A 21,852-nucleotide genomic window follows, 5' to 3' on the forward strand; every position below is an offset into this window, starting at 1 on the left:
ATGCGTCGCGAAGATGTCCCGGCCGTCCTGGCCGCTGTGGCGACCGGCGTATGGCGCTGGGACAACGCATCCGGGACCGTCACCCTCGACGCCGAGGCGGCACGGCTGCTCGGGCTGCCCGCCGATGCCGGCACCGTCCCCGTGGCCACCCTGCGCGCCCGCTTCCACCCGGTGGACTGGGAGGAGGTCTACGGGCTCGTGACGGTCGCGGTCGCCGACGGCTCCGTGACGGATCTCCGGATGCGGATCATCGACGGTGCGGGCGGCGTGCTGCGCACGGTGCGCAGCCGCTGCAAACCGGTCATCGCGGACGGCGACTACCTGATCGTGGGAACGGTGGTGGAGGAGTTCGCGGCGGTGCCGGCGGTCGGGGGCCCGGGGCCGACCCGGGGCGCGACATCCGGTGACGGTGCATCCGAGGTCGACGGCGGGGACGGCGGCACGGGCGACGGCCCCGGCGGCGGCAGCGCGACGCCGCGCAGTGCCCCCACGGCCACCGGCTGGCGCCGCTCACGCGAGGCGTTCCTGCTCGACGCCGGCCGTGCCCTGGCCGAGGCGCGCTCCACCCGGGAGGTACTGCGGGTCGCCGCGTCCCTGGACATGCCCGGGTTCGCGCCTGACGGTCTCGTGGTCTTCGGTATGGAAGGCGACCGGCTCACCGTCGTGGGACACCACGGCTACGACCCGGACAAAGAGGCCGTCCTCACGGACATACCCCTGGACACCGCCTTCCCCGCGGCCGACGTCCTGCGCAGCGGCCGGGCTCTCTACATCCCCACGCCCGCGGACTACCGGCGCCGCTACCCGATCGTGTGGCCGCTCGTGGAGCGCTTCGGCCGCCAGTCCTGGGCTTTCCTGCCGCTCATCGTGGCAGGGCGCACCGTCGGGGTCTGGCTCGCCTCCTTCGCCCAGCCCGTGGCCTTCACATCGGATGCCCGCTCGGTGCTCACCACGGTGGCCAGGATGCTGGCACAGGCGCTGTCCCGGGCCGGTGTCACGGACGACCCGCGCGATCCCGTACGCGGCCCCTGGTCGGCGACGCCCGAGCTGGGCTCCGGGATCCCGGGGATGTCGGTGGCCGCACGCTATGTGCCCACCGGTGGCGGACCGCATGTCGGCGGCGACTGGTACGACCTGATCCCGCTGCCCGGTGGCACCCGGGTCGCGGGCGGGGGCGGGGGCCGGATCGCCCTGGTCATCGGGGACGTACAGGGCCATGACGTACGAGCCGCGGTGCTGATGGGGCAGTTGCGGATCGCGCTTCGCGCCTACGCCTCCGAAGGACACCGCCCGGACGCCGTGCTGGCACGGGCCTCCCGATTCCTGACGGGGCTGCACGAGTACGCGGAGGCCGACACATACGACGACGGCGACCTGGTCGAGCGGGCCGGGGCGTACAGCGGGCCGCGGTTCGCGACCTGCCTGTACATCGAGTGCGATCCGGCGACCGGCACTCTGGAGATCGCCCGCGCCGGGCACCCCGACCCGGCGATCCGGATGGCGGACGGCACGGTGATACTGCGGCCCACGGAGGGCGGGCTGCCGCTCGGCATCGACCCCGACTCGGACTATCCGACGACCAGGATCACTCTGGAGCCGGGCGAGACGATCATGGTCTGCACCGACGGCCTGCTGGCGACCGGCGGCCATGACCTCGTTTCCGGCTGGGAACGCGTCCGGTCCGTGCTCGAGGCACCGTTCAGCGGCGGACAGGCGCTGGAGAAACTCGCCGACGCGCTGGTCCAGGCCGTGCACGGGCCCGAGTCCCATTTCACCAGGGGACCGCTCGCCGACCGCCGCGAGGACGACATCGCGGTGCTGCTGCTGTCGCGGCACGGCGGGCCACCGCCCCGGAGCGCCCGCCGTACGGTGCTCACCGTCGCCCAGGCCGATCCGGCGCGGGTCGCGGTCGCGCGCCGCCAGCTGCGGGAGCTGCTGCACGACTGGGCGGACGGAGAGCAGGTCGACTCGGCGGTGCTGATGGTCTCCGAGATGATGACCAATGTGCTCGTCCACACCGACTGCGACGCCCTGCTGGTGGCGGAGGCGACGGGCGACCTCGGCAGCCGGCGGCTGCGGGTGGAGGTCTCGGACTCCAGCGACGAGCTGCCGCACCGGCGGCAGCCGGGCGAGCTGGCCTCATCGGGGCGCGGGCTGGTGCTGATGGAGGTGCTCGCGGACATCTGGGGTGTGGAGCCGCGCGGCGAGGGCAAGTCGATCTGGTTCGAGCTCTACGAGCCGGGCCCACCGGGCGGGCTGCCGGGGCCGTCGGACGGTCCGGACGGTTCGGATGGGCCGGGTGGGCCGGGTGGGCCGGGTGGGCCGGGCGGGCCGGGCGGGCCGGGCGGGCCGGGCGGGCCGGGCGGCGCGGTCCCGGGCGGGGTGCCGCCGGACGCCGGCCCCTCGGTCGGCTCGCCGACCGGCGCATAGCGCTTGCGCAGTTCGCTGAACACCCCGAAGGCGGCGGCTGTCAGCGGTACGGCCAGCAGCATGCCGAGGATCCCGGCCAATCCCGCGCCCGCCGTGATGGCCAGCATCACCACGGCCGGGTGCATCTGGACCGTACGGCTCTGGATCATCGGCTGGAGGATGTGGCCCTCCAGGACCTGCACGGCCAGCACCACGCCGAGCGCCCAGAGCGCGATCACGAAGCCGCGGTCGGCGAGCGCCACCAGCACGGCGACCGAGCCCGAGATGAACGCGCCGAGGTAGGGGATGTAGGCGAACACGAAGACCAGGGCACCGAGACCCACCGCGCCGGGCACCCGCAGGATCAGCAGGCCGAGGGTGATGCAGACGGCGTCGATCAGCGCGATCAGGGTGGTCCCGCGCATGAATCCCTCGACCGCCTCGAAGGCCCTGCGGCCCATCGCCTCAGCGGTGTCCGCGCTCGCATGCGGGGCGAAGGAGCGCAGGGCGCGGACCGCGTGATCGGAGTCGCGGAGGAAGAAGAAGATCAGCAGCAGGGCGAGCACGGCGATCGCGATCATCTCGCCGACCACGCTCAGTCCGGAGATCACCCCGGTGGCGGCGGTGCCGCCGAATTTCGCCATCAAGTCCTTGGAGTTGGACGCCAGGTCCTCCAGGGACGTGCCGGCGGGCCCGAATTGCTTCGCGAGGTCCCGGGCAACCTGCCGCAGCGAGGTGACGATCTGGTCGCCCGACTCGATGAGCGCGTTGACCACGATGTAGATCGCGCCACCGACCACGATGACGACGGCGGCACAGGTCAGTCCCGCGGCGATCGAGCGCCGGACCTTCATGTCGACCAGCCGCCGGTACAGCGGATTGAGCAGCGCGGTGCCGAGCACGGCGAGCAGTACCGGGATGACGGCGGTCTTGAAGGCGACGATCACCTTGATGCCGACGGCGACGACCCCGGCCGCCAGGAGCACCGCGGCGCACCAGGCGGCCAGCCGCCAGACGGGCCGGGGAAGGAGGGGCCACGGCGCCCCGGGCTGTGGCTGCATCCCTCCAGCGGATCACGGCACCGCCGGGGCGTCCCGCCCACCGGGCCCGGGCGGGTGACACCCCATCAGTTTCAGGGACCGGACGGGCGCCGGTGTCACATGCCGTGCACCGCCGGGATCGTGCCCAGCCGCCCCTTCTGGAAGTCCTCGAACGCCTGCTGGAGCTCCTCGCGGGTGTTCATCACAAACGGCCCGTAGTGCGCCATCGGCTCCCGGATCGGCTGCCCGCCGAGCAGCACGACCTCCAGGTCAGGGGTGTGCCCGTCCTGCTTCTCGTCCGCACGGACGGTCAGCGCGGAGCCCTCGCCGAAGACGGCGGTCTGCCCCTGCTCGATCGGGCGCCGCTCGGCACCGACCGTGCCGCGGCCGGCCAGCACGTATCCGAGACCGTTGAAGTCCTCCCGCCAGGGCAGGCCGACCTCCGCCCCCGGCGCCAGCGTCGCGTGCACCATCGTGATCGGGGTGTGCGTGATGCCGGGGCCCTCGTGGCCGTCCAGCCCGCCCGCGATCACCCGGAGCAGCGCGCCACCGTCGGGCGAGGTCAGCAGCCGCACCTGGCCACCGCGGATGTCCTGGTAGCGGGGGGCCATCATCTTGTCCTTGGCCGGGAGGTTCACCCACAGCTGGAGACCGTGGAAGAGCCCGCCGGACACGACGAGGTGCTCCGGCGGAGCCTCTATGTGGAGAAGCCCGGCACCGGCCGTCATCCACTGGGTGTCGCCGTTGGTGATCGTGCCGCCGCCACCGTGGGAGTCCTGGTGGTCGAAGACGCCGTCGATGATGTAAGTGACGGTCTCGAAGCCCCGGTGGGGATGCCAGGGGGTCCCCTTCGGCTCCCCGGGCTGGTACTCCACCTCGCCCATCTGGTCCATCATGATGAACGGGTCGAGGTACCGGTAGTTGATCCCGGCGAACGCGCGCCGCACCGGGAAGCCCTCCCCTTCGAAACCGCTGGGAGCCGTGGTCACGGCGCGTACCGGACGCTGCACGGCGTCCGCGGAAGCGCTGACGCGCGGCAGGGTGAGCGGGTTCTCGACAGTCACTGCGGGCATGGGGTGACCTCCTTGTGCGTCCAGATTAGTTGAACGCTGAACTTCTTGCCACCCCCAACGCGAGACGCCCGAGAGGAATTCCTCCCGGGCGTCCGGCCAGGCCCGACGAGCCGATCATCCGATCAGCCGTATATACCGATCAGCCGTACATGCGCCGCATCGCGAAGTCGACCATCTGCTCCACGGCCTTGGCGTCGAACACCATCCGGTGGTCGCCCTCCATGTCCAGGACGAAGCCGTAGCCGGTCGGCAGCAGGTCGATCACCTCGGCTCCGGTGATCACGAAGTGCTTGGACTCCTTGCCCGCGTACCGGCGCAGCTCCTTCAGCGAGGTGAACATGGGGATCACCGGCTGCTGGGTGTTGTGCAGCGCCAGGAATCCAGGGTTGTCGCCCCGCGGGCAGTACACCTTCGACGTGGCGAAGATCTGCTGGAAGTCCTCGGCGGACAGCGACCCGGTCGTGAACGCCCGCACCGCGTCGGCGAGCGACGGCGGCGACGGCTCCGGGTACAGCGGCTGCTCCCCATAGCCCGGGGCCTGGCCGCCACCGTAACCGGCACCCGGCATTCCGGCGCCGTGCATGGGCTGCTGCGGCGGGGCGCCGTAGTGATGCTGGGCACCCGGGTTCTGGTCGTAGCCGTACATGGGCGCAAGCCTACCGAGCCATCGCGCCCTGACGGGGTGGGTACCGGACACCGCCGAACACGGTCGACCCAGGACGGAACCGCAGCCGGTCCCCAGCCGGCCCCGAACCGGCAATGAGTCGATCACGAGCAGGAACAGCGCTGGTCAGCACCCCTCCACCTCCCCTCAGCGCCACTCAAGCGCCGATCCACAGGAGAGCCGCACCCTCGGCGTCATCCGCACATGCGGGACGCGTCACAGATGTCCGTTAGGGGTTGCCTCTTATTACCGACGGGTAGCATCATCTCGACTACCAATCGGTAGATGTGTGTACTGACGTACGAGGACCCCCTCCCAATCCATACGGAGCCGTCGCCATGGGCCACTACAAGTCGAATCTCCGCGACATCGAGTTCAACCTCTTCGAGGTGCTCGGCCGCGACAAGCTGTACGGCACCGGCCCGTTCGCGGAGATGGACGTCGAGACCGCCAAGAGCATCCTGGACGAGCTCTCCCGCCTCGCGGAGAACGAGCTCGCCGAGTCCTTCGCGGACGCCGACCGCAACCCGCCGGTCTTCGACCCGGAGACCAACACCGCTCCGGTGCCCGCCAGCTTCAAGAAGAGCTACAAGGCATTCATGGAGTCCGAGTACTGGCGCCTCGGCCTGCCGGAGGAGATCGGCGGCACCACCGCGCCCCGGTCGCTCGTCTGGTCGTACGCCGAGCTGCTGCTGGGCTCGAACCCGGCCATCTGGATGTACTCCTCGGGCCCGGCCTTCGCCGGCATCCTGCACGACGAGGGCAACGAGGCCCAGAAGAAGATCGCCCAGATCGCGGTCGAGAAGCAGTGGGGCTCCACCATGGTCCTCACCGAGCCGGACGCCGGCTCGGACGTCGGTGCCGGACGCACCAAGGCGATCCAGCAGGAGGACGGCTCCTGGCACATCGAGGGTGTCAAGCGCTTCATCACCTCCGGTGAGCACGACATGGAGGAGAACATCCTCCACTACGTCCTCGCCCGCCCCGAGGGCCACGGCCCCGGCACCAAGGGCCTGTCCCTCTTCCTCGTGCCGAAGTTCCACTTCGACTGGGAGACCGGCGAGCTGGGCGAGCGCAACGGCGTCTACGCCACGAACGTCGAGCACAAGATGGGCCTCAAGGCCTCCAACACCTGCGAGATGACCTTCGGCGACAAGCACCCCGCCAAGGGCTGGCTGATCGGCGACAAGCACGACGGCATCCGCCAGATGTTCATGATCATCGAGTTCGCCCGCATGATGGTCGGCACGAAGGCGATCTCCACCCTGTCGACGGGCTACCTGAACGCGCTGGAGTACGCCAAGGAGCGCGTCCAGGGCTCCGACCTGTCGCAGTTCATGGACAAGACCGCACCCAAGGTCACCATCACCAACCACCCCGACGTGCGCCGCTCGCTGATGACGCAGAAGGCGTACGCGGAGGGCATGCGCTCCCTCGTCCTCTACACCGCGTCCGTCCAGGACGAGATCGCGATCAAGGAGGCCGCGGGCGAGGACGCCAAGGCGCTGCACGGCCTGAACGACCTGCTCCTGCCGATCGTGAAGGGCTACGGCTCCGAGAAGGCGTACGAGCAGCTCGCCCAGTCGCTCCAGATCTTCGGTGGCTCCGGCTACCTCCAGGAGTACCCGATCGAGCAGTACATCCGGGACGCCAAGATCGACACCCTCTACGAGGGCACCACCGCGATCCAGGGCCAGGACTACTTCTTCCGGAAGATCGTCCGCGACCAGGGCGCGTCCCTGAACCTGCTGGCCGAGGAGATCAAGAAGTTCCTCGCGGTCGGCGACGGCGGCGACGAGCTGGCCGGCGCCCGTGACGCGCTCGCCAAGGCCGCCGTGGACCTGGAGGGCATCGTCGGCCGGATGCTCACCGACCTCACCGCCACCGGCGAGGACGTCAAGAACATCTACAAGGTCGGCCTCAACACCACCCGCCTGCTGCTGGCCTCCGGCGACGTCGTCGTCGGCTACCTGCTGCTGCGCGGCGCGGCCGTCGCCGCCGAGAAGCTGGCGACCGCGTCCGCCAAGGACAAGGCGTTCTACCAGGGCAAGATCGCGGCCGCGAAGTTCTTCGCAGCCAACGTCCTGCCGGGTGTGGGCCTGGCCCGCGAGATCGCCGATGGCGTCGACAACGAGCTGATGGAGCTGGACGAGGCCGCGTTCTAAGCAGCCCCTGCCAGCCGACCCGGTGCCGCCACCCGACTCGTTCGGGTGGCGGCACCGGCGTATCCGCCGGGGATCACGGGACAGCCCCCCAGGCCGGCAGCACGGCCCGGAATCCCGTCCATGGGAGCAGCCGTGACCGCAGGGCGGGCGCCAAGGACAAGCTCTCCGATGCGGACCGGATCCTGGCCGCCGTCCTCTGCCTACGCAAGATCGGCACCCGTGACCTGCCCGCCCGGCTCTTCGGCGTCGCCGGAAGCACGCTCACGCGGGCCGTCCAAGAGGTACGGCCCCTCCTGGCCGAGCACGCGACCCCGCCCCTCAACCGCTGATTCCGCACCCCGACTGACGTGGCCGCCCACCTCGACACGTACGGCAGCCAGCCCCCGCGGAAGATCAAACCCGCACGGTGATTCTTTACGAGCCCTAGGCTGAGACGATGAACTCCGTCGCGTTTCCGCCTCCTGGCTGTGCTCACGAGGACTCCCTCCGCGCGTACCTCGCCCAGCGACCGCCCCAGGAGGACGCACTGCGGGCGCTGCTCGCGTTGTACCTCCACACCTTCGACACCCCCGAGATACAAGCGGGCTACCGCACGCTCGGCAGTCCCCGGGTCGAAGTGGAGGGCCTCGACGAGGAGATCCGCGGTGCAATCCTGCGCGAGTACGGGGGCCACGGCGGAGCGGAGAGCGATCCACGATGGGCCGTCGAACGCATCTGCGCGGCCCTTCCCCCGCCACCTGATCAGGACGAGCAACTGCGACGGGCGACGGCAGCCCTCGCCGCCGCGGACCTCGCTCCGGAGCCGCCCGTGAGCTGTGGCGAGGAACGGGGTACGGGGCAGGGTACCTTCCACCTCATCAGGCACCGGCAGGGCGCGGTCGAGGTGAGCACGCTCGGCCGGTTCGTGTGCGGCAACGACGGCTCCGACACGTTTCTGTGGCGGTGGTCGGACGATCACGACGTCACGGCGGCGCGCGCCGCGCTCGAATCGGCCGGATTCCGCTGGGTGAACCCGGACCTCGGCTCGATCGAGGTATCCGGCCTCAGCGTCTACTACTTCGGCCGGCGCGAGCCGCTCTCCGTGGGAGCCCTGCTCTTCTACTGGCAGTCTTAGTACTGCAACCGCATCTGGGGGTCACGGCCTCGGAGTCGGCCGGCCGGAGACGGTGGCCAGCACATACGCCACGCGGCGTTCCTCCAGCCACACCCGGAAGTGATCGGCCTGCCCGTATGCCTCATCCGCGGTGACCCAGGCGAACGGCACCGCCGCGTCGATCCGCGGCTGGTGCGTCAGAAGGTGTGGGCGCACCTCGTCGTGCATCGCTGCCTGACCGGCATCATCATGCACTTGGCCGACGCCACGGCATCGGTCCTGACCGCATCTCGTTCACCAAGGTCCTCAAGCACACCCGCCGCAGCGTGGTCCGCCAACATGCCGAAACCCGGCAAAGATCCGAAAGTTCCTGGCCTCGCTGGCGGAGAAGGTCCACAGGAAGCTCGACAACGGCACCCGCCGCCTCCGAGAAGCGGACCGCTTCCTCAAGCGGCCCAGCTCGCTCTGCTCCTACCGACCGAAGGACCGGCCACGAACCCCGGTACGCCGAGTGGCCGCCAAGATCATCACACTGCGTCGCGACGGGTATCCACCGCGACCGGCTCAAGCTGTCCGTGCCGTACGACATCGATATCGACCTGAGCGAGATCGACCGGCGTTTCCAGGCCACTTAGGCTGGGGGCCATGACGAGCAGCGCCCATACCGCCTTCGATCGCGGCCACACCGATGACCTGATGTCCTTCCTCGCGGCCTCCCCCTCCCCTTACCACGCCGTGGCGAACGCCGCCGCACGACTGGACAAGGCCGGATTCCGGCAGGTCGAGGAGACCGACACCTGGGACGGCACGCACGGCGGAAAGTACGTGCTGCGGGGCGGCGCGATCATCGCCTGGTACGTGCCCGAGGGCGCGGCGGCGCACACTCCGTTCCGGATCATCGGAGCCCACACCGACTCACCGAACCTGCGGGTCAAGCCGCAGCCCGACATGGGCGGCCACGGCTGGCGGCAGGTGGCGGTCGAGATCTACGGCGGACCGCTGCTCAACTCCTGGCTGGACCGCGACCTCGGCATCGCGGGCCGGCTCTCGCTGCGCGACGGCAGCACCCGGCTGGTCAACATCGACCGCCCGCTGCTGCGGGTGCCGCAGCTCGCCATCCACATGGACCGCGCGATCTACGAAAAGGGCCTCCAGCTCGACAAGCAGAAGCACATGCAGCCCGTCTGGGGGCTCGGCGACTCTGTGAGCGACGGCGACCTGATCGCCTTCCTGGAGGAGGAGTCCGGGCTGACCGCCGGGGACGTCACCGGCTGGGACCTGATGACGCACGCGCTGGAGGCACCCGCCTATCTCGGCCGCGACCGCGAACTGCTCGCCGGGCCCCGCATGGACAACCTGCTGTCCGTACACGCCGGCACGGCCGCGCTCGCCGCGGTGTCAACCCGAGACGGCCTGCCGTACATCCCGGTGCTCGCCGCCTTCGACCACGAGGAGAACGGCTCGCAGGCGGACACCGGCGCGGACGGCCCACTGCTCGGATCGGTGCTGGAGCGCTCGGTGTTCGCCCGCGGCGGCTCGTACGAGGACCGGGCCCGCGCCTTCGCCGGGACGATCTGTCTGTCATCCGACACCGGACACGCCGTGCACCCCAACTACGCGGAGCGCCACGACCCGACCCACCACCCGCGCGCGGGCGGGGGACCGATCCTGAAGGTCAACGTCAACCAGCGGTACGCCACCGACGGCAGCGGCCGGGCCGTATTCGCGGCGGCCTGCGAGCGGGCCGGAGTGCCGTGGCAGACGTTCGTCTCCAACAACGCGATGCCCTGCGGCACGACGATCGGCCCGATCACCGCGGCACGGCACGGAATCAGCACCGTGGACATCGGCGTCGCCATCCTTTCCATGCACAGCGCCCGAGAGCTCTGCGCTGCGGACGACCCGTATCTGCTGGCGAACGCGCTCGTGGCGTTCCTCGAAGCCTGAGCCAGGGGCGGCGGCGCCGCCGAATCTCCTGAAGCGGCGTGGTTGTCGGGATCGCGGGTACCCGAACGACCACGCTGCTTTGCTTGCTTCAGGAGGCGAAAGAACATGGGCCTGGGAGGCTGCATCCTGCTCATCGGAGCGGGCGCGATTCTCACCTTCGCGACCGACTGGCAGACGGATAGCGTCAACCTCGACCTGGTCGGTCTGATCATGATGGCGGTCGGCCTCATCGGAGTCGCCGTCTTCACCAGCATCGCCCGGCGGCGCCGCGCGATCGTGCCACCCGTGACACCGACCTACGTGGACGGAGACCGGCGCTGACCCGGCGCCAACATCTGCGGAACACCGCCCCTGCCACCGTCTGAGTCATGGTTCTGATGGGGCAGACGGACCTGGTGCGCCACCGGGTCCGAGGGCGGCGCGGCAGGGTTCTGACCGTGCTCATGGTGTGCGCGTTGTCAGGTGCGGCAGTCGCCGCGTTCCTGATCTGGCGGTTCAACGACCGTCCGCCGTTGGGCGACGACGTCGCCTACGAGGGCGGGCACATCATGGGCACCCGGATCCGCCAGGCCGATGTGCAGGGCGACCGGACCAAGGAACTGCTCAGCGGTGGCTGCGGTCGGAGGGCGCGGGAGGCCGCCGGGCCACCCACAACCGCGCGCTGTGGGTGACCGGTTGCCTGGACGGTGCGGCAGGCCGCCCCTCGTCGCACCAGAGCCTGGTGCGCTGACCTCTCGCGGGTCAGTCGTCCATGCCCGCGAGCACCAGCGGCAGCCGGGCCGCGCCTCCGGGTGCGACCCGCACGGGAACACCCCAGTCCTGCTGGTGCACATGGCAGGCCGGATACTCGTTCGCGGGATCGTCGTCACAGGAGGCGGCCATCGCCGAGACATGCAGCACGCCCTCGGCGACCTCGGGGTTCAGCTCCACGTCACGGAACAGATCCGTACCCGCGCCGTCACCGGCCGAGAGCAGCTCGGGCGGGGTCGACGAGACCAGCAGTCGGGTCGAAGGGCCGTAGCGGGTGTCGAGCTTCTGCCCGGCGGGCGCCTGGAACACCACGTCGAGCCTCAGGGAGCCAGGCGCCACATCCGTGGCGGCGCGCTGGGTGCGATGGGCCACGGCCTCCACCCGGACGGCCTCATCAGGGAGCCGCAGCCGGGTCAGCCGGTGCCTGGCCGACTCGACCACCACGATGTCCTCGTCCACCAGCACGGCTGCCGACGGCTCACGCAGATCGGTGGCGATGGTGGTCACCTCGCCGGTCGACGGGTCGTAGCGGCGCAGCGCGTGGTTGTACGTGTCCGACACGGCGACCGAGCCATCCGGCAGGGCCGTCACCCCGAGCGGATGCTGAAGCAACGCCTGCTCCGCGGGGCCGTCCCGGTGCCCGAAGTCGAACAGCCCGGTACCGACCGCGGTGTGCACCGCGCCGTCGGCGTCGATCCAACGCAGCGCCGATGTCTCGGAGTCGGCGACCCACAACCGGTCGCCGGCGGCGGCGAGCCCGGACGGCTGCGCGAACCACGCCTCGTCGCCAGGACCGTCCACCAGCCCCTCGTTGGTCGTCCCCGCCGCCACCCGCACGGTCCCGGCCTCCGGGTCGTATGTCCACAGCTGGTGCACCCCGGCCATGGCGATCCACACCTTGCCCTGCCACCAGGCCACATCCCACGGCGACGATAGGTCCACATCGAGCGCGGGCCCCGAGGTCGGCGACCCCTGCCACCACTGCCTCCCGGTCCCCGCGACCCTCTCGACCACCCCGGTCTCCGGGTCGTACACACACAGCGCATGGTTCACGGTGTCGGCGACGACCACCTTGCCGGACGGCAGCAGCGCGAGCCCCTGCGGCTCCCTGAAGCCGCCCCCGTCCCCCTGCTCGCCGATACGGCGCACGACGGTCTCACCGTCCGCCGCGAGCTCGACCAGCTGGTGCCGCGTCGAGTCGGAGACCAGGAAGTGCCCGGACGGCAGCAGGACCGCCTTCCCGGGAAACCGAAGATCCGTGGCCACCGGCTCGGGCGCCACATAGGGCCCGTCCCCGCGCCTCAGCGTCCCCTTGGCCTCGTGCTCGGCTTCCAACTCCTCGACCAGCCGCTCGATGGCGTGTGCGTGCCCCTCGCCGGCGTGCTGGGCGACGACATAGCCCTCGGGGTCGATCACCACCAGCGTCGGCCAGGCCCGCACGGCGTACTGCTTCCAGGTCGCCAGCTCCGAGTCGTCGAGCACCGGGTGATGCACCTCGTAGCGCTCGACGGCGTCGACGACCGCCCGGTGCTCGGCCTCGTGCACGAACTTCGGCGAGTGCACGCCGACGATCACGACGGTGTCGCGGTGCTTCTCCTCAAGCTCGCGAAGCTCGTCCAGGACATGCAGGCAGTTGATGCAGCAGAACGTCCAGAAATCCAAGATCAATGTGCGACCTCGGAAGTCGGCGAGCTTCAGGTCCTTCCCGCCGGTGTTGATCCAGCCGCCCTTGCCGATCAGCTCGGGGGCACGGACACGGGCACGGCGGGGCGCGGGGGTGGGCGCCGGGGCAGCATCGTTCATATTTCAAGCTTGCCACTGCAGGGTTCCGGTCCTTCGCCCGGCACGGGAGACCCCAGCCGTCCGCAGTGGGCGGACGGCCTGACCTCCGGGCCACTGATCGCCCCTGCGAACGACTGTGGCCGCTGGCCGACACCACGCCTTCGGACGCGGGCGTCACATCCGACCGACGCCCACCGGCACCTTGACCCCGGGCGGCCGACTCGACCCGCCCTTCGGGACGCGTCACGACGCATTCCCCCGCGTGTCGGGACAGGGAAGTTCTCAGACCTGGGGCCGAAAACTGTTATCCCGTATCCTGCTCGGCACTCTCCCTTCCGCCGGACCGACCCAATTTCCGATGAGAGTGCGGGGCCCGATGCACCACATGAAGAAGCCGACCTGGTTCCCCGATTCCGGAGCGTCCCGGACGCTCCGGAATCCGGTGGGCGGACACGACGGATACGGCGAGGTCGACGGCCATGGCGGGCGCGACCCGTACCGCGGGGTCCGCAGCGGTGGGCGGCGGCGGGCCGCCGGAAAGGGGCGGCACGGTCGGCGTCCGCAGACGGGGTTGCGGGTGGACGTGCCGACGTCCGCCGTTGTCGGGATCGCCGCGGCCGCGGTGCTCGCGGGTGGGATCTTCGCGCTGAGCGGGTCGGACGGCGACGGGGGAGATCGGGCATCGTCGGTGGCACAGGAGCTGCCTGCGGATTCGGGTACCGATGTGGAGCGCATCGGCGGGCTCTCCGGGCTCATACCCCCGGCCACCATCCCGACGGCTCTTCCGTCGGCGAAGCCGTCCGATGCTTCCGGCGACCGGAGCCGCTCGCCGCACGAGGCGGAGTCCCCCAGCACATCACGCAACAAGAACCGCACGGCCAAGCCCACACCGGCCCCGTCGAAGCAGCAGGAGAAGGAGACGGGGAAGGACAAGGCGAAGAGCAAGGCGGCACGGTTCGGCGATCAACTCGTGGAGTTGGTCAACGCCGAGCGGGCGAAGGCCGGTTGCGAGCCGCTGCGGGTGAACGCACGGATGCAGAAAGTCGCTCAGGCGCACGCCGACGACATGGCGGCCCGCGACTACTACGAGCACGTCGACACCGAGGGACGGCACGCGGACGAGCGGTTGCGTGCCGCCGGTTATCCGGTGGGCATGTGGGGCGAGAACCTCCACCGCGGGCCGGGGGATCCGGTGACGGCGATGATCGGCTGGATGAACAGCCCCACCCACCGCGACAACATACTCGACTGCGACTACGAGGATTTCGGCGTCGGAGTGAACCTCGGCGGCAACGGGCCCTGGTGGGTGCAGAACTTCGGCACCGAGTACTGAACAGCGGTCCGCCGCGTCAGCGACGCGGCTCCGCCAGGCCGAGCACACGGTCCTTGAGGGCCGGGAACTGCTCGCGGGTCACGCCCAGTCCGGTCAGGTCCAGGTCCACCGTGAGGACCTGCTCCCCCGAACCTGCCTCGGCGAGCACCTCGCCCCAGGGGTCTACGGCGATGCTGTGGCCGGCCTGCCGGACGTCCGCGTGGGTGCCTGCTGTGCCGACGGCGAGTACGTACGACTGGTTCTCCACGGCACGGGCCCTGGCGAGGAGGGTCCAGTGGGCGCGTCGGCGTTCGGGCCAGCCGGCCGGGATCACGAGGACATCGGCGCCCGCGTCGACGAGTCCCCTGAACAACTCGGGGAAGCGCAGGTCGTAGCAGGTGGCGAGCCCGAGTGTGGCCTCGGGCAGCGGGACGGTCACCAGTTCGGCGCCGGCGGCCATCATCACGGCCTCGCCCTTGTCGAAGCCGAAGCGGTGGATCTTCCGGTAGGTACGGGTGAGTTCACCCGCGGGGGAGAACACCAGTGAGGTGTTGTACAGGGGCCCGTCGAACCCCGCGCCGCGCTCCACGATCGAGCCCGCGTGCAGCCAGACCCCCGCGTCGGCCGCCGCCTCGGCCATCACCTCGTAGGTCGGACCGCCCACCAGCGGTTCCGCCTCGGCCGCGAACAAGTCGTACGCGAATGCCCCGGTCGGCCAGAGTTCCGGCAGCACCACCAGGTCCGCGCCGGACTGCTCCCGCACGAGGGCGGCGGCGCGCCGCCGTCGGGAATCAACGGATTCGTCCGGGTCTACAGCGATCTGGATGAGCGAGGCGCGCACACTACCACCGTCCTGGCATTCGAGCTGTCAGCACAGCCCTACGATCGTCGTCCGAAAGCACTGCCGGGGTGCCTGATGGCAGCGTACTGTTCTGTTCCGGGGGCCACCCCCAGGACCCCCGGCCGCTGCCCAGCAACCAGCCCGCGCACAACCGTCGAGGGGTTCCGTGACCGTCCATCCCAGCCTCCAGACCTACGCCGACGCCTGGAACCACTCCATCGAAGCGATATCCGAGCTGGTGCAGCCGCTTGTCGAGGGCGAGTGGAACCGCCCCACGCCATGCCCGGGTTGGTCGGTGCGCGACCTCGTTTCGCACGTCATCGGCATGGAGTGCGAGATGCTCGGCGATCCCCGGCCGATCCACAGCCTGCCCCGCGATCTCTACCATGTGCGCAGCGAGTTCGCGCGCTACATGGAGATGCAGGTCGACGTACGGCGGCACCACACCGGGCCCGAGATGACCTCCGAACTCGAGTACACGGTCATCCGCCGCAACCGCCAGATGCGGAACGAGAACCGCGCGCCCGACACCCTGATGCGGGCTCCGCTCGGCGCCGAGCAGACGGTGGAGCTGGCCTACCGGATGCGGGCGGCCGATGTCTGGCTGCACGAGCAGGACCTCCGTGCCGCTCTCGGCAAGCCGGGCAACCTCGATGCGCCCGGCGCGCTCATCGTGCGCGACAACTTCCTCACGGTGCTGCCCAAGGTGGTCGCCCGGGACGCGGGTGCCCCGCCGCGCTCCACGGTGGTGTTCGACGTGAGCGGGCCGGTCGAGTTCCTGCGTACGGTACGGGTGGACGCGGAGGGACGAGGCACGATCGACGGGGCTCCGGCCCTGGGTCCGGCCGTGGCCTTCGCCCTGGACTGGGAGACGTATGTACGCCTCGCGGCAGGCCGGGTGAAGCCGGAGGCCGTGGCCGACCGGATCAAGGTCGAGGGCGACGCGGCTCTGGCCACGGCGATCCTGGGCCACTTCGCCGTCACGCCCTGACGTCCCGCCGTCACGCCCGGACCCGCGGTGGCTCCGAGAGCCGTCACACCGGTACGTGCACGGCCTCCACCCGGCTGGCCACCAGCCGTTCCCGTTCGCGGCGTGCCGTGCGGGCGCGCAGCCGCAGTATCTGGGCGACACCCAGGGCCTGGAGCACGAAGACGGACGCGAAGGCGACCCGGTAGTCGTCGCCGGTGCTGTCCAACAGCAGACCCACGGCGAGCAGCGTCGTCATCGAGGCCACGAAGCCACCCATGTTGACGATTCCGGAGGCCGTGCCCTGGCGCTGCGGCGGGTTCGCGGGGCGCGCGAAGTCGAAGCCGATCATCGAGGCGGGTCCGCAGGCGCCCAGCACCACGCACAGCACGATCAGCAGCCAGGACGGGGCCTGCGCGCCCGGGTAGGCGAGGGTCGCCGCCCACAGCACGGCGGTGGCCGCGACCGTACCGAGCACGAGCGGGGCCCTGGCAGTGTGGCGGCGGGCGATGATCTGCCCGTACACCAGCCCCACGACCATGTTGGTGAGCACCACCAGCGTGAGCAGTTCGCCCGCGGCCTCCCGAGACCTGCCCTGCGCCTCGACCAGGAACGGCATGCCCCACAGCAGCAGGAACACCTGCGCGGGGAACTGGGTGGTGAAATGCACCCACATCCCGAGCCGGGTGCCCGGCTCGCGCCAGGCCTCGGCGATCTGGCGGCGTACGAATGCGGACCCGGCGTGCGGGGCCGGCAGGGGTTCGGAGCCGTCCGGGTGGTCTTTGAGAAGCAGCGACACCAGTACGAGGGCGACGATCCCGGCCAGCGCGCTGCCCGCGAAGGTCGCGGTCCAGCCGATCCCGTGCAGCAGCCGGGCGATGACGATGGTCGAGACGAGATTGCCCGCCATCCCGAACAGCGCGGCGACCTGGCCGATCATCGGTCCGCGCCGGGCAGGGAACCAGTGGGCGCCGAGCCTCAGCACGCTGATGAACGTCATCGCGTCGCCGCAGCCGAGCAGCGCGCGCGACGCGAGGGCCGTCCCGTAGGTGGGGGAGAGCGCGAAGCCGAGCTGCCCTGCGGTGAACAGGACGGCCCCCAGGGTGAGTACCTTCCTGGTGCCGATCCGGTCGACGAGCAGGCCGACGGGTATCTGCATGCCCGCGTAGACCAGCAGCTGGAGTATGGAGAAGGTGGACAGCGCCGAGGCGTTGACGTGGAAGCGGTCGGCGGCGTCGAGTCCGGCGACGCCCAGGGACGTACGGAAGATCACGGCCACGAAGTAGACCGCGACACCGATGCTCCAGACCGCCATCGCCCTGCGTCCACCGGGCGGGCCGGCGGGCACGGATGCTCCGGGGGAGCTCATCGATCCTCACCCCGTACCAGCACCCTCACCCAGGTCAGATGCCGGCGCACACAGTCGGCGGCGCGTTCGGTGTCTCCGGCCTTGATGGCCTCCAGCATGTCGGCGTGCTCGGTGATGTTCTTGCTGATCCGTTCCGGTTGGGCGTGCATCAGCGCGACACCCATGCGCAGTTGGCGGTCGCGCAACTGGTCGTAGAGGCGGGCGAGTAGCTGGTTCCCGGCGTACCGCACGATCTCCGCGTGGAAGCTGCGGTCGGTGGCGGCGACCGCGGCGAGGTCGCCTTCCTCGGCTCGGCGGCGCTGCTCGTCCACCAGCTCCGCCAGCCGCTCGACGAGCGCGGCGGGCGCCGGCACGGCCTTGCGTACGGCGAACTCCTCCACCAGCAGCCGGGTCTCGATCACATCCGCGATCTCCTGTGCGGATACGGCGAGGACCAGGGCGCCCTTCTTGGGGTAGAGCTTGAGCAGCCCTTCCATCTCCAGCTTGAGCAGGGCTTCGCGCACCGGGGTGCGGGAGACCCCGACCGCCTGGGCGAGTTCGCCTTCGGTGAGGAGCGTCCCTCCCTCGTAACGGCGGTCCAGTACGGCCTGCTTGATGTGGGCGTAGACACGGTCGGCTGCGGCAGGGGCGGCGGGCATGCACGCAGCTTAGATACAACAGAGACGCATTTGGAGACCGCGTCCGGCATGCAGACAGGGCGACACGGACAGTGCGGGAGGAATCGGCCCCACACAGAAGGAGGACTCCGGCGAATGGAGATCTCCACAACATCCGTACATCCATGGGGCCCTTTCGCTCGTCTCACATGTCGACAGCTGACGTATCTGCCAAAACGGAGCGCTCCCTTGATAAACAGCCTCACCGGTATGCGCAGGACCGCGGTCTCGGTTCTCGCCGGCGGACTGCTGCTGACGGTCTCACCTCTCGCGGCTCCCGCCCAGGCGGCGACCCGTCCCGTCCCGTCCACCAGCGCCAAGGGCGGATTCCTGCTCAACCAGGCTGACGGCAAGGCCGTCTACGGCAAGGCGAACAACACCCGGCGCCAGATGGCCAGCACCACCAAGATAGTGACGGCCATCACGGTGCTCACCGAGCCCGGCGTGAACCTCAACAGGAAGGTCACCATCAAGCAGGCCTACCGGGACTACGTCGCCCGCGAGGGTGCCAGCACCGCCGACCTGAAGACCGGTGACAAGCTGACCGTCCGCCAGCTGCTGTCCGCCCTGATGCTGCCGTCCGGCTGCGACGCCGCGTACGCGCTCGCCGACGCCTTCGGCACCGGCTCCACCAGGGCCGCGCGCACCAAGTCGTTCATCGGGAAGATGAACAAGAAGGCCGCCGCGCTCAAGCTGGCGAACACGAAGTTCGACTCGTTCGACGGCATCTCCCCCACGGGCAACAACTACACGACTCCCGCGGACATGGCGTGGATGGCCCGCCACGCGATGAGCAGCCCCACCTTCCGCGAGGTGGTCAAGGCGACCTCGTACAAGACCACCGCGCCCACGAGCTCCGGGGGCACCCGCACCTACACCTGGTACAACACCAACAAGCTGCTGGGCTCCTACAGCGGTGCGATCGGTGTGAAGACCGGCACCGGCACGGCCGCGGGCCCCTGCCTGGTGTTCGCCGCCACCCGGAACGGCAAGACGTACACGGGCGTCGTGCTCAACGGCACTGACCGCTACAACGACGCCGCGAAGATACTGGACTACGGCTTCGGATCCTCGTCGGCACGCACGATGGAGCTGCGCTCGCTGCCGGCAGGCGCACAGCGCGACTGACGGGTTCGGGGCGTGTTGCGAGCGAACACGCCCCGGCCCCTCGCAGCACTCTGAAGGGCCCGTCCGACGGGGAACGATCGGCGGGCCCTTCGCCGTCCCCGTGCGGATCGCCGACCGGGGCGACGGGCGCGGCAGCACCGAACGGAGAGACCCCGCGCGATGACGCGCGGGGTCTCTCCGACCGTGTGCCTGCTGCTCAGGCCCAGGTGATCAGCCTCTTGGGCTGCTCCAGGACCGCGGCGGTGTCCGCCAGGACCTTCGAGCCCAGCTCGCCGTCCACCAGCCGGTGGTCGAACGACAGCGCCAGCGTGGTGACGTGGCGCGGCTTGACCTTGCCCTTGTGCACCCAGGGCTGGAGCTTGATCGCACCGACCGCGAGGATCGCGGACTCCCCCGGGTTGAGAATCGGCGTACCGGTGTCCACGCCGAAGACTCCGACGTTGGTGATGGTCACCGTGCCGCCCTGCATGGCCGCGGGGGTGGTCTTGCCCTCGCGGGCGGTGCTCACCAGCTCGCCGAGCGACCCGGCCAGCTGCGGCAGGGTCTTGTCGTGCGCGTCCTTGATGTTCGGCACGATCAGACCGCGCGGGGTGGCGGCGGCGATGCCCAGGTTCACATAGTGCTTGAGCACGATCTCCTGGTTCGCCTCGTCCCATGAGGCGTTGACCTCCGGGTTGCGCTTGATCGCGACCAGCAGCGCCTTGGCTACGAGCAGCAGCGGGTTCACCCGCAGCCCGGCCATGTCCTTGTCCGACTTGAGCTCTTCGACCAGCCGCATCGTGCGCGTGACGTCGACCGTCACGAACTCGGTGACATGCGGGGCGGTGAAGGCGCTGCCGACCATCGCCTGCGCGGTGGCCTTCCGTACGCCCTTGACGGGGATACGGGTCTCGCGTGCACCGGGCGCCGCCGCGGTGGCCTCGGCCGGAGCGGCGACGGCTGCCGCCGACTCGGGCGCCACGGCCGGGGCGGGTACCTGGGCAGGAGCCGCGGGAGCTGCCGCCGCATGCACGTCGTCCCGGGTGATGATGCCGTCCGGGCCGGTGGGCACGACGGTGCCGAGGTCGACGCCGAGGTCCTTGGCCAGCTTGCGGACCGGTGGCTTGGCCAGCGGGCGGGCCGCGGTCGGCAGCGAGGGCGGGGCGGAGCCGTGGCCGTTGAGCTCGGCCTGCACCGCCGCGGCGGCCTGGTTCTGCTGCGGCGCCGATGTGCCCTTGCGCGGGCGGCGCTTGGTGGAGGACTCGGCGACGCCGTAGCCGACGAGCACCGGCTGGCGCCCGGCGGGCTTGTCCTCCTGCCCGTCTGATTCCTCGGCCTGGGCCGCGGGCTCGGCGGCGGCGAGCGTCGGCTCGGTCGCCGCCGGGGGCGGCTCGACCGGGCCGGAGCCCGGAGCCACGTCCACGGTGATGATCGCGGTGCCCACGTCCACCGTGGTGCCCTCGCCGAAGCGCAGCTCGTGCACCACGCCGTCGTACGGGATGGGCAGCTCGACGGCCGCCTTCGCCGTCTCGACCTCGCACACGACCTGACCGTCCGTGACGGTGTCACCGGGCTGTACGTACCACTTGAGGATCTCGGCCTCGGTGAGTCCCTCGCCCACGTCGGGCATCTTGAACTCCCGGAAGCGCGCCGAAGTCGCGGGGGTTTCCGTCATCGTCGTCACGACCTTCTCCTCAGTACGCCAGCGAGCGGTCGACGGCGTCGAGCACCCGGTCGAGCCCCGGCAGGTACTCCTCCTCCACCCGGGCCGGCGGATACGGGGCGTGGAAGCCGCCCACGCGCAGCACCGGCGCCTCCAGGTGGTAGAAGCACCGCTCGGTGATACGGGCCGCGATCTCCGCTCCGGAGCCGTAGAACACCGGAGCCTCGTGGACGACCACGAGCCGGCCCGTCTTCTCGACGGACCGCTGGACTGCGTCGAAGTCGATCGGGGACATCGAGCGGAGGTCGATGACCTCCACCGACTTGCCCTCCTCCTGGGCCGCAGCGGCGGCCTCCAGGCAGACCTTCACCATCGGGCCGTAGGCGGCGAGGGTGAGGTCGGTGCCGGTGCGGGCGACCCGGGCCGCGTGCAGCGGGTCCGGGATGGCCTCGGTGTCGACCTCGGCCTTGTCCCAGTAGCGCCGCTTGGGCTCGAAGAAGATCACCGGGTCGTCGCTCTGGATGGCCTGCTGGAGCATCCAGTAGCCGTCGGACGCGTTCGAAGGCGAGACCACCTTGAGGCCTGCCACATGTGCGAACAGCGCCTCGGGGGACTCCGAGTGGTGCTCGACCGCGCCGATGCCGCCGCCGTACGGGATGCGGACGACGACCGGCATCTTGACCTTGCCGAGCGCACGGGCGTGCATCTTGGCGAGCTGGGTGACGATCTGGTCGTACGCCGGGAAGACGAAGCCGTCGAACTGGATCTCGACCACCGGGCGGTAGCCGCGCAGCGCCAGGCCGATCGCGGTGCCGACGATTCCGGACTCGGCGAGCGGGGTGTCGATGACCCGGTCCTCGCCGAAGTCCTTCTGGAGCCCGTCGGTGATCCGGAAGACCCCGCCGAGCTTGCCGACGTCCTCACCCATGACGAGGACCTTGGGGTCGGTTTCCAGGGACTTGCGCAGCGACTCGTTGAGCGCCTTCGCGAGGGACATCTTCTCTGCGGTCATGG

At 70.3% G+C, this 21,852-nt stretch carries 18 protein-coding genes and 2 pseudogenes; 10 read left to right on the forward strand and 10 right to left on the reverse strand.

Annotation, left to right across the window (positions count from 1 at the left end):
• Positions 1-2,265: pseudogene (locus tag V1460_RS00005) on the forward strand (SpoIIE family protein phosphatase); the annotation flags it as partial.
• On the opposite strand, the gene V1460_RS00010 reads toward V1460_RS00005, so the two are convergent.
• The 3 genes from V1460_RS00010 to V1460_RS00020 form a co-directional block, all read right to left on the reverse strand.
• Positions 2,232-3,470 carry an AI-2E family transporter gene (locus V1460_RS00010; protein WP_338671359.1) on the reverse strand — a complete coding sequence of 413 codons (1,239 nt, stop codon included), beginning with the start codon at positions 3,468-3,470 and terminating at the stop codon, positions 2,232-2,234. The pseudogene V1460_RS00005 and the gene V1460_RS00010 sit on opposite strands and share 34 nt — an antisense overlap.
• A gap of 95 nt (positions 3,471-3,565) precedes the next feature.
• The gene (locus tag V1460_RS00015) at positions 3,566-4,522 is read right to left on the reverse strand and encodes a pirin family protein (RefSeq protein WP_338671360.1); all 957 of its coding nucleotides are present in this window, start codon (positions 4,520-4,522) and stop codon (positions 3,566-3,568) included.
• A 139-nt stretch (positions 4,523-4,661) separates the two neighbouring features.
• Positions 4,662-5,168 carry an SseB family protein gene (locus tag V1460_RS00020; RefSeq protein WP_338671361.1) on the reverse strand — a complete coding sequence of 169 codons (507 nt, stop codon included), beginning with the start codon at positions 5,166-5,168 and terminating at the stop codon, positions 4,662-4,664.
• 356 nt (positions 5,169-5,524) lie between these two features.
• Here V1460_RS00020 and V1460_RS00025 point away from each other — a divergent pair, with 356 nt between their 5' ends.
• The 3 genes and pseudogenes from V1460_RS00025 (at position 5,525) to V1460_RS00035 (ending at position 8,465) form a co-directional block, all read left to right on the forward strand.
• Positions 5,525-7,351, forward strand: a complete 1,827-nt coding sequence (locus tag V1460_RS00025) for an acyl-CoA dehydrogenase (protein WP_338671362.1) — start codon at positions 5,525-5,527, stop codon at positions 7,349-7,351.
• Positions 7,352-7,422: 71 nt separating this feature from the next.
• Positions 7,423-7,761, forward strand: a pseudogene (locus V1460_RS36195) (hypothetical protein); the annotation flags it as partial.
• A gap of 26 nt (positions 7,762-7,787) precedes the next feature.
• Positions 7,788-8,465, forward strand: coding sequence for a hypothetical protein (locus V1460_RS00035; protein ID WP_338671363.1), 678 nt, complete (start codon positions 7,788-7,790; stop codon positions 8,463-8,465).
• 21 nt (positions 8,466-8,486) lie between these two features.
• On the opposite strand, the gene V1460_RS00040 is transcribed toward V1460_RS00035, so the two are convergent.
• Positions 8,487-8,699 (reverse strand): hypothetical protein, encoded by a 213-nt coding sequence (locus V1460_RS00040; protein ID WP_338678373.1) that lies wholly within the window; start codon positions 8,697-8,699, stop codon positions 8,487-8,489.
• 390 nt (positions 8,700-9,089) lie between these two features.
• On the opposite strand from V1460_RS00040, the gene V1460_RS00045 reads away from it, so the two are divergent.
• The 3 genes from V1460_RS00045 to V1460_RS00055 all read left to right on the forward strand — a co-directional run bounded on the left by V1460_RS00045 (position 9,090) and on the right by V1460_RS00055 (position 11,062).
• Positions 9,090-10,391 carry a M18 family aminopeptidase gene (locus V1460_RS00045; RefSeq protein ID WP_338671364.1) on the forward strand — a complete coding sequence of 434 codons (1,302 nt, stop codon included), beginning with the start codon at positions 9,090-9,092 and terminating at the stop codon, positions 10,389-10,391.
• 105 nt (positions 10,392-10,496) lie between these two features.
• Entirely contained in the window at positions 10,497-10,712 is a 216-nt protein-coding gene (locus V1460_RS00050; RefSeq protein ID WP_338671365.1) for a DUF6458 family protein, read from the forward strand.
• 47 nt (positions 10,713-10,759) lie between these two features.
• Entirely contained in the window at positions 10,760-11,062 is a 303-nt protein-coding gene (locus V1460_RS00055) for a hypothetical protein (RefSeq protein ID WP_338671366.1), read from the forward strand.
• 70 nt (positions 11,063-11,132) lie between these two features.
• Here V1460_RS00055 and V1460_RS00060 read toward each other — a convergent pair whose 3' ends face one another.
• Positions 11,133-12,944, reverse strand: coding sequence for an NHL domain-containing thioredoxin family protein (locus tag V1460_RS00060; RefSeq protein WP_338671367.1), 1,812 nt, complete (start codon positions 12,942-12,944; stop codon positions 11,133-11,135).
• 364 nt (positions 12,945-13,308) lie between these two features.
• Between V1460_RS00060 and V1460_RS00065 the strand changes: the two genes are divergently transcribed.
• A complete protein-coding gene (locus tag V1460_RS00065) occupies positions 13,309-14,256 on the forward strand; it encodes a CAP domain-containing protein (protein WP_338671368.1) in 948 nt (315 codons plus the stop codon).
• Between the two features lie 16 nt (positions 14,257-14,272).
• Here V1460_RS00065 and V1460_RS00070 read toward each other — a convergent pair whose 3' ends face one another.
• The gene (locus tag V1460_RS00070) at positions 14,273-15,076 is read right to left on the reverse strand and encodes a carbon-nitrogen family hydrolase (protein ID WP_338671369.1); all 804 of its coding nucleotides are present in this window, start codon (positions 15,074-15,076) and stop codon (positions 14,273-14,275) included.
• Positions 15,077-15,242: 166 nt separating this feature from the next.
• Between V1460_RS00070 and V1460_RS00075 the strand changes: the two genes are divergently transcribed.
• A complete protein-coding gene (locus V1460_RS00075; protein ID WP_338671371.1) occupies positions 15,243-16,067 on the forward strand; it encodes a maleylpyruvate isomerase family mycothiol-dependent enzyme in 825 nt (274 codons plus the stop codon).
• A 43-nt stretch (positions 16,068-16,110) separates the two neighbouring features.
• Here V1460_RS00075 and V1460_RS00080 read toward each other — a convergent pair whose 3' ends face one another.
• Positions 16,111-17,412: an MFS transporter gene (locus tag V1460_RS00080; protein ID WP_338671372.1), complete on the reverse strand. Its 1,302-nt coding sequence runs from the start codon at positions 17,410-17,412 to the stop codon at positions 16,111-16,113.
• A complete protein-coding gene (locus tag V1460_RS00085) occupies positions 17,409-18,050 on the reverse strand; it encodes a GntR family transcriptional regulator (protein WP_338671373.1) in 642 nt (213 codons plus the stop codon). Before V1460_RS00085 ends, V1460_RS00080 begins: the two co-directional genes overlap by 4 nt.
• Positions 18,051-18,278: 228 nt before the next feature.
• On the opposite strand from V1460_RS00085, the gene V1460_RS00090 reads away from it, so the two are divergent.
• A complete protein-coding gene (locus V1460_RS00090; RefSeq protein WP_338677827.1) occupies positions 18,279-19,196 on the forward strand; it encodes a serine hydrolase in 918 nt (305 codons plus the stop codon).
• Between the two features lie 196 nt (positions 19,197-19,392).
• On the opposite strand, the gene V1460_RS00095 is transcribed toward V1460_RS00090, so the two are convergent.
• Both V1460_RS00095 and V1460_RS00100 read right to left on the reverse strand, forming a co-directional pair.
• Positions 19,393-20,859 carry a dihydrolipoamide acetyltransferase family protein gene (locus tag V1460_RS00095; protein ID WP_338671375.1) on the reverse strand — a complete coding sequence of 489 codons (1,467 nt, stop codon included), beginning with the start codon at positions 20,857-20,859 and terminating at the stop codon, positions 19,393-19,395.
• Positions 20,860-20,869: 10 nt separating this feature from the next.
• A complete protein-coding gene (locus V1460_RS00100) occupies positions 20,870-21,850 on the reverse strand; it encodes an alpha-ketoacid dehydrogenase subunit beta (protein ID WP_338671376.1) in 981 nt (326 codons plus the stop codon).
• Positions 21,851-21,852: the final 2 nt, after the last annotated feature.

Origin of the sequence: Streptomyces sp. SCSIO 30461 (genome assembly GCF_037023745.1) — a bacterium.
In the GTDB taxonomy this organism is placed as follows: domain Bacteria; phylum Actinomycetota; class Actinomycetes; order Streptomycetales; family Streptomycetaceae; genus Streptomyces.

Excerpts from the sequence above, each read along its gene's own strand:
- V1460_RS00010 (WP_338671359.1), bottom strand. The coding sequence starts at position 3,470 with ATGCAGCCACAGCCCGGGGCGCCGTGGCCCCTCCTTCCCCGGCCCGTC.
- V1460_RS00015 (WP_338671360.1), bottom strand. The coding sequence starts at position 4,522 with ATGCCCGCAGTGACTGTCGAGAACCCGCTCACCCTGCCGCGCGTCAGC.
- V1460_RS00020 (WP_338671361.1), bottom strand. The coding sequence starts at position 5,168 with ATGTACGGCTACGACCAGAACCCGGGTGCCCAGCATCACTACGGCGCC.
- V1460_RS00025 (WP_338671362.1), top strand. The coding sequence starts at position 5,525 with ATGGGCCACTACAAGTCGAATCTCCGCGACATCGAGTTCAACCTCTTC.
- V1460_RS00035 (WP_338671363.1), top strand. The coding sequence starts at position 7,788 with ATGAACTCCGTCGCGTTTCCGCCTCCTGGCTGTGCTCACGAGGACTCC.
- V1460_RS00045 (WP_338671364.1), top strand. The coding sequence starts at position 9,090 with ATGACGAGCAGCGCCCATACCGCCTTCGATCGCGGCCACACCGATGAC.
- V1460_RS00050 (WP_338671365.1), top strand. The coding sequence starts at position 10,497 with ATGGGCCTGGGAGGCTGCATCCTGCTCATCGGAGCGGGCGCGATTCTC.
- V1460_RS00055 (WP_338671366.1), top strand. The coding sequence starts at position 10,760 with ATGGTTCTGATGGGGCAGACGGACCTGGTGCGCCACCGGGTCCGAGGG.
- V1460_RS00060 (WP_338671367.1), bottom strand. The coding sequence starts at position 12,944 with ATGAACGATGCTGCCCCGGCGCCCACCCCCGCGCCCCGCCGTGCCCGT.
- V1460_RS00065 (WP_338671368.1), top strand. The coding sequence starts at position 13,309 with ATGAAGAAGCCGACCTGGTTCCCCGATTCCGGAGCGTCCCGGACGCTC.
- V1460_RS00080 (WP_338671372.1), bottom strand. The coding sequence starts at position 17,412 with ATGAGCTCCCCCGGAGCATCCGTGCCCGCCGGCCCGCCCGGTGGACGC.
- V1460_RS00085 (WP_338671373.1), bottom strand. The coding sequence starts at position 18,050 with ATGCCCGCCGCCCCTGCCGCAGCCGACCGTGTCTACGCCCACATCAAG.
- V1460_RS00090 (WP_338677827.1), top strand. The coding sequence starts at position 18,279 with ATGCGCAGGACCGCGGTCTCGGTTCTCGCCGGCGGACTGCTGCTGACG.
- V1460_RS00100 (WP_338671376.1), bottom strand. The coding sequence starts at position 21,850 with ATGACCGCAGAGAAGATGTCCCTCGCGAAGGCGCTCAACGAGTCGCTG.